Genomic DNA, 11,773 nt, shown 5'->3' with positions numbered 1-11,773 from the left:
TTTCCCCACTTACTGTATGAATTCTTTGGCCAGAACGGCACACCAGGCTTCGCCGCGAGCCCCTTGCGGCGACAGGTTAAGCGAACGTCCGCCCGCTTGCGGGCTTATGGTAATGGTCAGGTCGGGCTTTGGCAAAACGCCCGCACCTTTATCGGGCCACTCGAACAGGCACAATGCATCGCCCTCGAAATAATCTCGAATGCCCATGAATTCAAGCTCTTCCGGGTCGACCAGGCGATAGAGGTCGAAATGGAAGGCGCGAACCTCACCAATCTCGTAGGGTTCAACCACGGTAAATGTCGGACTTTTTACCGGGCCGGTATGACCCAGGCCACGAATCAGCCCGCGGGACAGGGTGGTTTTGCCTGCCCCCAGGTCGCCCTCGAGAAAAATCACACCATGACCTTTGGTCACTTCGGCCAGTTTCGCGCCAAAGGCGACGGTGGCGTCCTCGTCGCCCAGAAACAGGGTTATGCCTGACACGCTGAATGCTCCTCCAATAACGCTCTAATGACCGGCACCAGATCACTGGCCGCCAGCCCTCTACCTTTGACACCCAGCCGCTCGCCGGCGCAGGCATGCAGCCACACCCCCAGGCACGCGGCCTGCCAGGCGTCCAGCCCCTGGGCCAGCAAGGCTGCGAGCACGCCTGTCAACACATCGCCCAATCCGGCACCAGCCATGGCTGGGTGCCCACGGCCGCAAACCGCCAGTTGCCCGCCAGGGTCGGCCACCAACGTGCCGGCGCCCTTGAGCACGCAGACGCTGGCGTAGCGACGCGCCAGCTTGCGCGCCGCCCCCGGCCGGTCGGCCTGCACCGCCTCGGTGGAAATCCCCAGCAGGCGCGCGGCCTCGCCGGGGTGCGGGGTGAGAATGCTACCGCTGGGCAGTGCCAGTGGCGTGCGCGCCAGCAAGTTGAGCGCATCGGCGTCCCACACCTGTGGCCGGTGGGCATTGGCCACCGCCGACAACAGGCTGCGCCCCCACCCGGCCTGGCCGAGGCCAGGGCCGACCACCAGCACCGTGGCACGCTCGAGCAACACCATCAGTTGGTTGGCCGAGCTCACGCCCATCCACATGGTCTCGGGCAGGCGCGTCAGCCCCGCAGCTACGTGTTCGGGGCGGGTGGCCACGCTGACCAGGCCGGCGCCGCAACGCAACGCCGCCTCGCCACTGAGCATCACCGCGCCGCCTGTGCCCAGGTCGCCGCCGACCACCAGCACATGGCCGAAATCGCCCTTGTGGGCATCAGCGGCACGTGGCGGCAGCCTGGCCAAGGTCAGGCTGCTGAGCGGTAATGGGGGGTGTTTGGTCTGAGGCATGGGGTCAAAGGCTCCGATGTCTGGCAGAATTATACGCACCTCCGCTTGTAATGCTTGTTCATCCATGTCCGCCGACCTTCCAGACATCGCCACATTGGCCCAATCGATCAAGGATTGGGGCCGCGAACTCGGTTTTGCCCATGTCGGCATCGCCGGTGTCGACCTTGGCGAGCACGAACAGCATCTGCAGCGCTGGCTGGCGGCAGGCTACAACGGCGAAATGGAGTACATGGGCGAGCATGGCAACAAGCGCTCGCGTCCAGCCGAGCTGATCCCCGGCACGTTGCGGGTGATCTCGCTGCGCATGGACTACCTGCCCGGCGACACGCAGATGGCCAAGCGCCTGGCGGACCCTGAAAAGGCCTATATCTCGCGTTACGCCCTGGGCCGCGACTACCACAAGCTGGTGCGCAAGCGCGTGCAGCACTTCGCCGACCGCATCCAGGAAGCCATCGGCCCGTTCGGCTACCGCGCCTTCGTCGACAGTGCCCCGGTGCTGGAGAAAGCCCTGGCCCAAGAGGCCGGCCTTGGCTGGATCGGCAAGAACACCCTGCTGCTCAACCGCAAGGCGGGCAGCTATTTCTTCCTCGCCGAGCTGTTCGTCGACTTGCCGCTGCCGATCGACGGCGTGCAGGGCAGCGATCATTGCGGGCGTTGCCAGGCCTGCCTGGACATCTGTCCGACCCAGGCGTTCGTCGGGCCCTATCAGCTCGATGCCCGGCGCTGTATCTCGTACCTGACCATCGAGTTGCGCGGGGCCATTCCACTGGAACTGCGCCCACTGATCGGCAATCGGGTGTTTGGTTGCGACGATTGCCAGATCGTCTGCCCGTGGAACCGTTTCGCCAAGACCACGACCGAAGACGACTTCATGCCCCGTCGGGGGCTGGACAATATCGAGTTGGCCGAGCTGTTCCTGTGGGATGAAAAGCGTTTTCTCGGCTGCACCGAAGGCTCGCCACTGCGCCGGGCGGGGTATGAACGGTTCCTGCGCAACCTCGCGGTGGGGCTTGGCAACGCACCGTCGACCATCCCCGTGCTGGAGGCGCTCAATGCGCGTAGGGATGATCCTTCGGAACTGGTACGCGAACACGTGGAATGGGCCCTGGCTCGCCACAACGCCCTTTGAAGCTCGCTGCTTCGACTTTGCCTTTGCCTTTGCCTTTGCCTTTGCCTTTGCCTTTGCCTTTGGCGATCAAAAGGTCAACCCCATAGCCCGCGAGCGCCAGCTGCGCCAGTGCAGGCGCCGCCCGTAACTTCGCGACTTCAGGAGGCCGAACGCAGGCCTTGCGGAGGGAGGTGACGGGCATGGATGCCCGTCAAGCGCTGCGCCCCAGGATGGGGCGTTCAGCGCGGTCCTCCCGGGAGCAAGGCCGGAGTGAGGGAACCCGGAGCGAAGCGGAGGGCCGGATGAATGGAGCGCAGCGTTTTTTGGTTACTTTTTGTCGCGTTTGACAAAAAGTGACTCGCCGTAAGGGCGAAAAGGTGACTATGCGTCATTATAGCAAATGAATGCGCTTACAACTGTGAAAACCCACGCCGTTCGCATTTGACTTTGACTTTGACTTTGACTTTGACTTTGACTTTGACTTTGACTTTGACTTTGACTTTGACTTTGACTTTGACTTACACAGCGTGCGTCTCGAAAGTTATATGCGCATTCATTTGCGATGGTGACGCACAATCACCTTTCCGCCCTTACGGCGGGTCCCTTTTTGAAGCATCAAAAAGGAACCAAAAAATGCTCGCTCCATTCATCCGGCCCCTACGCTTCGCTCCGGGGTCCCCTCACTCCGGCCTTGCTCCCGGGAGGACCGCGCTGAACGCCCCATCCTGGGGCGCAGCGCTTGACGGGCATCCATGCCCGTCACCTCCCTCCGCAAGACCTCCGTTCGGCCTCCTGAAGTCGCAATTTGTGTCGCCTGAACTATCGCGCACTTAGAAGCAAAAGCAGAGCAAGAGCAAGAGCAAGAGCAAGAGCAAGAGCAAGAGCAAGAGCAAGAGCAAGAGCAAGAGCAAGAGCAAGAGCAAGAGCAAGCAACTTTTCTGAACAATGGTTATATGACTACAGCACAGCCCTGCCAGAACAATTCTGAATATAGTGGCTGCGCCGCAAAAAGCCGCTATTGCTGATCATTGTAATGAAACTTCGGCATCTCCCAATGAAACCGAATCGCCAACAACCGCACCAGAAAACCACCAAACAGTGTCAGCAGCATGGCCTGCTCCGCCGGCACCTTGAAGTAAACGCACCCAAGATAGAACCAAGCCGCCGCGAACGAAACACTGGCATACAGCTCACGCCGAAACACCAACGGAATATCGTTACAGAAGATATCCCGCAGAATGCCGCCAAACACGCCGGTAATCACGCCGCTGATAGAAGCGACCAAGAACCCCTGCCCCATCTCCAGCGCGGTCATGCAGCCAATCAGGGTGAACGCCACGAGCCCCAGGGCGTCGAGCACCAGGAACAGCGACCGCAGGTGGCGCATCAATGGCGCGATGAAGATCGTCAGCAAAGCCGCAAAGCTGGTCAGCACCAGGTATTCCGGGTGCTTGACCCAGGTGAGCGGGTAGTGCCCAAGCAGTACATCACGCACCGAACCACCACCCAGCGCGGTAACGCAGGCGATCAGCACCACGCCGAACCAGTCCATGCCACGGCGGCCAGCGGACAGGGCGCCGGTCATGGCTTCGGCGGTGATGGCGATGAGATAGAGCATCAGCAACATGGTGCAGGTCCGTGCGGGAAAGGCGCGCAGTCTACCCAGTCACGCGGGGCACCAAAAGGGGCGCGCCGATGATCGTCGGCGCACGGCAAGGTCAGACCTTGATGAAGTGCTCGCGATAGTGGCGCAGCTCACCGATCGACTCGCGGATGTCATCCAGCGCCAGGTGGGTGCTGCCCTTCTTGAAGCTGTCACGCACCTCCGGCGCCCAGCGCGCAGCCAGTTCCTTGAGCGTGGACACATCAAGGTTGCGATAGTGGAAGTAGTTTTCCAGCTCGCGCATGTGCCGATAGAGGAAGCGGCGGTCCTGGCAGATGCTGTTGCCACAGATCGGCGACTTGCCCTTCGGCACCCACTGCTCGAGGAAGGCGATGGTCTGCGCCTCGGCCTCGGCCATGCTCACCTTGCTCTCGCGTACGCGCTGAGTGAGTCCTGAGTTGCCATGGGTGCGGGTGTTCCACTCGTCCATCCGCGCCAACACCTCATCACTGTGGTGAATGGCGATCACCGGCCCCTCGGCCAGGGTATTGAGCTCGCTGTCGGTGACGATGGTAGCCATCTCGATGATGACGTCGTTGTCCGGGTCCAGGCCGGTCATCTCCAGATCGATCCAGATCAGATTCTGTGGGTTCTGCATGAAAAGGCTCCTCGAATAGCCCGTCATATTAGCCTAGCGGGGCAGCTCGTGGGCGTGCCGTGCTAAACTGCCCGCCGTTTTCTTTCTGCCTCGCCTACTCGGAACCTTCATGGCCAAACGCCAGCTCAACCGCCGCCAGAACTGGCGCATCGAAAAGATCCAGGGTGAGCGCGCCGCCCGCGCCGCCAAACGCGAGCAGCACGTGCTGCAGGAACTGGAAGGCGGCGACCTGGGGCCAGAGCAACTGGGCCTGGTGATTGCCCACTTCGGCGTGCAGGTCGAGGTCGAGGCCCAGGACGGCGAGGTTGCGGGCCAGGTGTTCCGCTGCCACCTGCGGGCCAACCTGCCGGCGCTGGTGACCGGCGACCGTGTGGTCTGGCGCGCCGGCAATCAGGGCATCGGCGTGATCGTCGCGCAAATGCCGCGCAGCACCGAGCTGTGCCGGCCGAACAACCATGGCCAGCTCAAGCCGGTGGCGGCCAACGTCGACCTGATCGTCATTGTCTTCGCCCCTGCGCCCGAACCGCATCCCAACCTGATCGACCGTTACCTGGTCGCCGCCGAGCATGCCGGCATCCGCCCGCTGCTGCTGCTGAACAAGGCCGATCTGATCAACGACGAGAACGCCCCGACTCTCAACGCCATGCTCGAGGTCTACCGCGGCCTGGGTTACCCGCTGCTGGAGGTTTCCGCGCACCAGGGCGATGGCATGCAGCGCCTGCAGCAGACACTAGACGGCCATATCAGCGTGTTCGTCGGCCAGTCGGGCGTGGGCAAGTCCTCGCTGGTCAACAGCCTGCTGCCTGATGCAGGCACCCGTGTCGGCGACCTGTCGGAATGGTCCGGCCAGGGCACTCACACCACCACCACCGCGCGCCTCTATCACTTCCCCAATGGCGGCGACCTGATCGACTCGCCGGGCATCCGCGAATTCGGTCTGGGCCATGTCAGCCGTGCTGATGTCGAAGATGGCTTCATCGAATTCCGCGAACTGATCGGCAACTGCCGCTTCCGCGACTGCAAGCATGACCGCGAACCTGGCTGTGCGCTGCTCAAGGCCCTGGAGGACGGCAGCGTTACTCAACAACGAATGAACAGCTACCGTTCGATCATCGCCAGCTTGCCGGAAGACACCTATTGAGGTGGCGGCAAACACGCCAGCATCGTAGGAAATTTTACCGGAGTAGGTAGGACCGCTCCGGTATTGCAGTCGCCTATTGTCCCTCCAGCTGCTTTCCCTGATGGTCATGGCCTTGTCATCGGTATTGATCAGGGAGGGCAGCACAGATGCCGGTATTCATCAGTTACCACCAGAACGAACGGCTCGATGCCTTCATCCTGAACGAGTGGCTGCTACTAGAAGGCATTCCCACCCAACTCGTCCCCTTCGACAGTGAAGGGCAGACCCACGACGACCTGCATGGCAGCTTTTGCCAACACATGGCCGATGCCACTCACTGGATCGGAGTGCTCTGCGAGGCCCATGCCGAAGGCTGGTGGACGGCCTGGCTACTGGGCGCTGCGGCCATGGCGCATCGGCGGGTGACTTTCTACCATGCTGGCTCGACTGACCTGCCGCAGCGCTTGGGCAAGTGGCCAGTAATGCGGGAACGAGAGCATATCGACCTGTTCGTGCGCGCCTATCATGACGAACAGACCTTTGGCCGGGCCATGGCTTCGCCGGCCGGGGGCGGCGCAGTGTCGGACAGGGACAATGCGGATTTCTTCCATGCCGATCTCAAGGCCAAGATCAGGCGGGGGTTCTGAATGCATCGGGGCCGCAAAGCGGCCCCTGTTACTTACTGGTCTTTGGCCTCGTCCATCTTCAATACGCCATCTTCGAAGATGTTCAGCTTCTGGCGCAGCTCACGCGGCTGCATCGGCGTATCGCCCGGTGTCGCGGCCGCACCTGGCGCTGCGCTCGCAGGCGGTGTGTCAGCGGCAGGCGGCGCAGCCTCCGGCTTGCCCTGTTCACCCTCGATATCGCGCTGCGCCTTCTTGGTGAGGACGATGATGTCGATACGGCGGTTGACCGGGTTGAACGGGTTGGCACGGTCGAACAGCGACGACGAAGCATAACCGACCACGCGGGCCACCTGCTCATCCGGATAGCCTCCAGCGACCAATGCACGACGCGCCGCATTTGCGCGGTTGGCCGACAGCTCCCAGTTACCGAAATCGCCAGTACCGGAGTACGGCTTGGCATCGGTATGGCCACTGATGCTGATCTTGTTCGGCACCGCCTTGATGGTGTCGGCCATGGCCAGCAGGATGTCTTCGAAGTACGGCTGCAGGCGTGCGCTGCCCAGGTCGAACATCGGCCGGTTCTCGGCATCCATGATCTGGATGCGCAGGCCGTCCTGGGTGATCTCGAACAGGATCTGGTCCTTGAACTTCTGCAGCTGCGGGTTTTCCTCGACCTTGTTCTGCAGCTCCTGCAGCAGCAGCTCGAGGCGCTCACGCTCGACCTGCTCGGCCATGGTCTCGACCTGATCCTTGTCCAGTTGCAGGCTGGTATCCGGCGTCGGCTCGGACTTCACTTCCGGGTTGATGGTCTTTTCCGGTGCCAGTTCTGGCGAGCCACCCAGATCGATGATGTAGGGCGTACCGCTTTCGGAGAAACCGATCGGGTCCTTGAAGTAACCGGCGATTGCGATCTTCTGCTCAGGCGTGGCGGTCGACAGCAACCACAGCACCAGGAAGAACGCCATCATCGCCGTGGCGAAGTCGGCGAAGGCGATTTTCCAGGCGCCGCCGTGATGGCCGTCGCCAAAGCGCTTGACGCGCTTGACGATGATGGGCTGATTGTTCTCCATGGCTTAGCGACCGCGTACTGCTTGTTCCAGCTCGGCGAAGCTCGGGCGGTGCGCCGGGTACAGCACCTTGCGACCGAACTCGACCGCCAGCGACGGCGGCATGCCGGAAGCCGAGGCCACCAGCGAGGCCTTGATCGCCTCGTAGACGTTCAACTCTTCCTTGGCATCATGGCGCAGGGCATTGGCCAACGGGCCGAAGAAGCCGTAGGCAGCAAGAATACCGAAGAAGGTACCGACCAACGCCGCACCGACGTGCAGGCCGATGGACTTCTGGTCACCGTCACCCAGCGAGGCCATGGTCACCACGATACCCAGTACCGCCGCGACGATACCGAAGCCGGGCATGCCGTCGGCGATCCCGGTCACTGCGTGGGACGGGTGCTCGAGCTCTTCCTTCATGCTCAGCAGCTCCATGTCGAACAGGCCTTCGAGCTCGTGGGGCGCCATGTTGCCGGTGGACATGATCCGCAGGTAATCGCAGATGAACGCGGTCATGCGCTCATCACCCAGCACCGCCGGGTACTTGGCGAAGATCGGGCTGGCCGCGGCGTCCTCGATGTCGCCTTCGATCGCCATCATGCCTTCACGACGGCTCTTGTTGAGGATCTCGTACACCAGGCCCAACACTTCCAGGTAGAAGGTGTGGGTAAAACGGGTGCCGAACATCTTCAGCGACTTCTTGATCACATGCATGGTCATGTAACCAGGGTTGGCCTGGAGGAACGCACCAAAGGCCGCGCCGCCGATGATCAGCACTTCGAACGGCTGGATCAGTGCCGCGATCTTGCCGTGGGAAAGCACGTAGCCGCCGAGCACGCTCGCGAATACGACGATGATGCCGATAATTTTAGCCATAAGTTGGAAGCACTTGCTGTCGTGGTCAGGATAGGGAACGGAAGCTTGAAAACTCTTCTTCTACTTATCGGCAGAACTGCGCCAGACTATAGCCACTCATTGCGAAAAGCCAGTTCGGACTGATGTCAATATGCCAATTGAAACCAAGGTGCCAAGTCAGGCTCCGTCGAGTCTAGAGGCCTGGATCAAGCTGCTCGACGGGGTCCGCGTACCGGTGCCGAAAGAGAGCCATGATCGGGTGCTGCAGGCTATCAACGACAGCCGTCGCTCCCTGCGCGATATCGCCGAACTGATGCAGGATAGCCCCGCGCTGGTGCTCTGCGTGTTGCGCGAGGCCAACCACCCGGCCAACGCCAGCCAGGCCGAACCGGCCGAGAGCCTGGAAATAGCCCTGAACCGCCTTGGCCTGGCCCGCGTCAGCCAACTGCTGGCACGCCTGCCATCGCTGCCGGCCGACGAGATCCCGCCGGTGCTGCGCCAGTTCCTGCTGATCAGCCAGCATGCCACCCAGCAAGCCAACGGCCTGTTCGCCAGCCGCCTGGCGCGCCTGTGGCAGGAAATCCACTGGGGCAGCCTGCTGTTCCTCTCGCCCCTGTGGCCGCTGGCCCTGGTCTATCCCAAGCTGCTGGATACCTGGGAGCTGCGAGTTATCCACAAGGGCGAGGAAGCCGCTGAAGTCGAACAGCAACTGTTCGGCGTGCGCATCATGCAACTGTGCCAGGCCATGGCCGAGCACTGGCGCCTGCCCGAGTGGGTGACCCAGGGTTACCGCCTGCTGATGGACGAGCGCGAACAGCTGGCGCAGGTGCTGAACATCGCCCGCGAGCAGGACCCGCTTGTCCAGCAGCAGCGCCTGGACGAAGAGCCGGCCCTGCGCCGCTGGTTCAACCAGCCCCCGAATACCGTGCTGCTGGCCAACGGCCTTGCCCTGGCCGCCCAGGTCGGCTGGGACAATCCGCATTTGCTGCGCTGGCAGCTGCTTACCGCCCTCTATCTGCAGACCACGCTGGACGATGTCCAGCAGCAGGTTCACCAGCAGGCCGCGGCCAGTGCCCGCCATCACGCCCGGCATGCCCTGTTCCACCCGGCCGAGGCGCTGATCTGGCCTTGGCACCAGCGCCGTCCACACCCGGACATGCTCACGCCGCCACCGCCCAGCACCGAGGACCTTGGTCGCTGGCGCAGGTTGTGCCAGGAGTTGCTCGCCCAGCCGAGCCCGTTCAGCAATACCGTACACCTGGCCACCCAGGCCCGCGAAGCGCTGCTGGCGTGCGGCATGCAGCGTCTGATGCTGCTGAGCCTGGACAAGGCTACCGACTACCTGCGGGTGCAGCAGACTGCGGGTCTGCCCAAGGAAGCCGGCGTCATTGCGTTGCCGATCGCGCAGAACAAACTCCTGCAGAAACTGATGAGCAAGGCCGGGCAATTGCGCCTGACGCCCGAAAATCACGCCCAGTTCACCGCACTGCTGCCGGCGCCACTGCGCGCATTCTTCCGCAGCGAACACCTGCTGCTGCGCTCGCTGGCGGTCGGCGACCAGGTGCTGATGCTGGCGGTGGCGGACCAGGACGGCAAACCGCTGGCCGATGTCAGCGTGCAGGCATTCGGTAAAACCGTACAATGCATCGAGCGCGCCCTGGCCCTCTTCGGCAACCGCCATTCATGATTGCCTTGCGCTACAATCGCCCCCTTTGCACCCTGGAGACCGTGGATGACTGACTTTTCCGGCTTGCCCCTGGTGATCGAAGCCGAGGACCTGCTGCCGCGCCTGGAATCGCCGCAACTGATCCTGGTCGACCTGACCAGCGCCAACCGCTATGGCAGCGGCCACATCCCCGGGGCGCGCTTCGTCGATCCCAAGCGCACCCAGCTGGGACAGCCGCCTGCACCCGGCCTGCTGCCGGCACGCGCCGACCTGGAAAAGCTGTTCGCCGAACTCGGTCATCGCGACGATGCGGTCTATGTGGTCTACGACGACGAAGGCGGCGGCTGGGCCGGCCGTTTCATTTGGCTGCTCGACGTGATTGGCCACCAGCGCTATCACTACCTGAACGGCGGCATACAGGCCTGGCCGGCGGACAAACTGTCCACCGAGGTGCCCGCCAGCATGGGCGGCGCGGTGAACCTGCGCCTGCACCCGGAGCCCACCGCCACCCGCGAATACCTGCAAAGCCGCCTGGGCGCCGCCGACCTGGTCATCTGGGACGCGCGCGGGCCACTGGAATATAGCGGCGAGAAAGTGCTGGCTGCCAAAGGCGGGCATATTCCCGGCGCGATCAACTTCGAGTGGACCGCCGGCATGGACCTCAACGACCACCTGCGCATCCGCGAGGATATCGCCGAAGTCCTGCAAAACCTGGGCATCACCCCCGACAAGGAAGTGATCACCCATTGCCAGACCCACCACCGCTCCGGCTTCACCTACCTCGTGGCCAAGGCCCTCGGCTATCCACGGGTGAAGGGCTATGCCGGTTCCTGGGGCGAATGGGGCAACCACCCCGACACGCCCGTCGAAGTTTAAGGACGCTCAATGAAATCCCGCTTGTTCATCATCAGCCAGTACCTGCTGCCGCACCACCTGCTGTCGCGGCTGGCCGGCTGCGTCGCCGAGTGCCGCGCACGCTGGTTCAAGAACGCCTTCACCGCCTGGTTCGCCAAGCGCTACCAGGTGAACATGTCCGAGGCACTGGTCGAAGACCTCAGCGCCTACGAGCACTTCAACGCCTTCTTCACTCGCGCCCTCAAGCCCGGCGCCCGTCCGCTGGACGAGACCCCCGGCGCGATCCTCTGCCCGGCCGACGGCGCGGTCAGCCAGCTCGGCCCGATCGAGCACGGCCGCATCTTCCAGGCCAAGGGCCACGGCTACAGCGCCCTGGAGCTGCTCGGCGGCGACCCGGCCCTGGCCGCGCCGTTCATGGGCGGCGAGTTCGCCACCATCTACCTTTCGCCCAAGGACTACCACCGCGTGCACATGCCGCTGGCCGGCACCCTGCGCGAAATGGTCTATGTGCCGGGCCGGCTGTTCTCGGTCAACCAGACCACCGCGGAGAACGTACCGGAGCTGTTCGCACGTAACGAGCGCGTGGTCTGCCTGTTCGACACCGAGCGCGGCCCGATGGCCGTGGTGCTGGTCGGCGCGATGATCGTCGCCTCGATCGAGACTGTCTGGGCCGGCCTGGTCACGCCGCCGAAGCGCGAGCTGAAGACCTTCCGCTATGACGACGCCAGCCGTGCGCCGATCCATCTGGAGAAAGGCGCCGAACTGGGCCGCTTCAAGCTGGGCTCCACCGCCATCGTGCTGTTTGGGCCTGAGCAGGTGAAGTGGGCCGAGAGCCTCGGTGCCGGCTCCGCCGTGCGCATGGGTGAGCTACTGGCGCAGCCGGCCCAGGCCTGATTGACTGCTGCAACAAG

Annotated in this window: 12 protein-coding genes; 6 read left to right on the top strand and 6 right to left on the bottom strand. The window is 63.1% G+C overall.

The annotated features are described in order from the left end of the window. Positions 1–9 precede the first annotated feature (9 nt). Positions 10–483 (bottom strand): tRNA (adenosine(37)-N6)-threonylcarbamoyltransferase complex ATPase subunit type 1 TsaE, encoded by a 474-nt coding sequence (tsaE, locus tag LOY42_RS02840; RefSeq protein WP_139673831.1) that lies wholly within the window; start codon positions 481–483, stop codon positions 10–12. Further along, the gene (locus LOY42_RS02835; RefSeq protein WP_258599758.1) at positions 471–1,322 is read right to left on the bottom strand and encodes an NAD(P)H-hydrate dehydratase; all 852 of its coding nucleotides are present in this window, start codon (positions 1,320–1,322) and stop codon (positions 471–473) included. The genes tsaE and LOY42_RS02835 overlap by 13 nt, the downstream gene beginning before the upstream one ends. 64 nt (positions 1,323–1,386) lie before the next feature. Between LOY42_RS02835 and queG the strand changes: the two genes are divergently transcribed. Continuing rightward, on the top strand, positions 1,387–2,451 hold the full coding sequence (queG, locus tag LOY42_RS02830; RefSeq protein WP_139673837.1) for a tRNA epoxyqueuosine(34) reductase QueG: 1,065 nt from the start codon (positions 1,387–1,389) through the stop codon (positions 2,449–2,451). Between the two features lie 994 nt (positions 2,452–3,445). Here the strand turns inward: queG and LOY42_RS02825 are convergent. Continuing rightward, on the bottom strand, positions 3,446–4,057 hold the full coding sequence (locus LOY42_RS02825) for a trimeric intracellular cation channel family protein (RefSeq protein WP_023630647.1): 612 nt from the start codon (positions 4,055–4,057) through the stop codon (positions 3,446–3,448). A 91-nt stretch (positions 4,058–4,148) separates the two neighbouring features. Beyond that, positions 4,149–4,691 carry an oligoribonuclease gene (orn, locus tag LOY42_RS02820; protein WP_139673846.1) on the bottom strand — a complete coding sequence of 181 codons (543 nt, stop codon included), beginning with the start codon at positions 4,689–4,691 and terminating at the stop codon, positions 4,149–4,151. A 109-nt stretch (positions 4,692–4,800) separates the two neighbouring features. On the opposite strand from orn, the gene rsgA reads away from it, so the two are divergent. Next, positions 4,801–5,832, top strand: coding sequence for a small ribosomal subunit biogenesis GTPase RsgA (gene rsgA / locus LOY42_RS02815; protein ID WP_139673849.1), 1,032 nt, complete (start codon positions 4,801–4,803; stop codon positions 5,830–5,832). A 146-nt stretch (positions 5,833–5,978) separates the two neighbouring features. Further along, complete coding sequence (locus tag LOY42_RS02810; protein WP_102682171.1) at positions 5,979–6,458, top strand: molecular chaperone Tir; 480 nt, start codon at positions 5,979–5,981, stop codon at positions 6,456–6,458. Positions 6,459–6,490: 32 nt separating this feature from the next. Here LOY42_RS02810 and motB read toward each other — a convergent pair whose 3' ends face one another. Together motB and motA are read right to left on the bottom strand one after the other, a co-directional pair. Beyond that, positions 6,491–7,507, bottom strand: a complete 1,017-nt coding sequence (gene motB / locus LOY42_RS02805; RefSeq protein ID WP_102682172.1) for a flagellar motor protein MotB — start codon at positions 7,505–7,507, stop codon at positions 6,491–6,493. A 3-nt stretch (positions 7,508–7,510) separates the two neighbouring features. After that, positions 7,511–8,362: a flagellar motor stator protein MotA gene (motA, locus tag LOY42_RS02800; RefSeq protein ID WP_023630652.1), complete on the bottom strand. Its 852-nt coding sequence runs from the start codon at positions 8,360–8,362 to the stop codon at positions 7,511–7,513. Between the two features lie 130 nt (positions 8,363–8,492). Here motA and LOY42_RS02795 point away from each other — a divergent pair, with 130 nt between their 5' ends. The 3 genes from LOY42_RS02795 to asd are packed head-to-tail and all read left to right on the top strand — an operon-like array spanning position 8,493 to position 11,756. Beyond that, on the top strand, positions 8,493–10,028 hold the full coding sequence (locus tag LOY42_RS02795; RefSeq protein WP_102682173.1) for an HDOD domain-containing protein: 1,536 nt from the start codon (positions 8,493–8,495) through the stop codon (positions 10,026–10,028). Between the two features lie 45 nt (positions 10,029–10,073). Next, positions 10,074–10,883 (top strand): thiosulfate sulfurtransferase, encoded by an 810-nt coding sequence (rhdA, locus tag LOY42_RS02790; RefSeq protein ID WP_139673852.1) that lies wholly within the window; start codon positions 10,074–10,076, stop codon positions 10,881–10,883. Positions 10,884–10,892: 9 nt separating this feature from the next. Then, positions 10,893–11,756, top strand: a complete 864-nt coding sequence (asd, locus tag LOY42_RS02785) for an archaetidylserine decarboxylase (protein WP_038706897.1) — start codon at positions 10,893–10,895, stop codon at positions 11,754–11,756. Positions 11,757–11,773: the final 17 nt, after the last annotated feature.

Source organism: Pseudomonas sp. B21-023 (assembly GCF_024749165.1).
Lineage (GTDB): Bacteria > Pseudomonadota > Gammaproteobacteria > Pseudomonadales > Pseudomonadaceae > Aquipseudomonas.
Note: the sequence above shows the minus strand (reverse complement) of the source record. Positions and strands in the feature narration are given on the sequence as shown.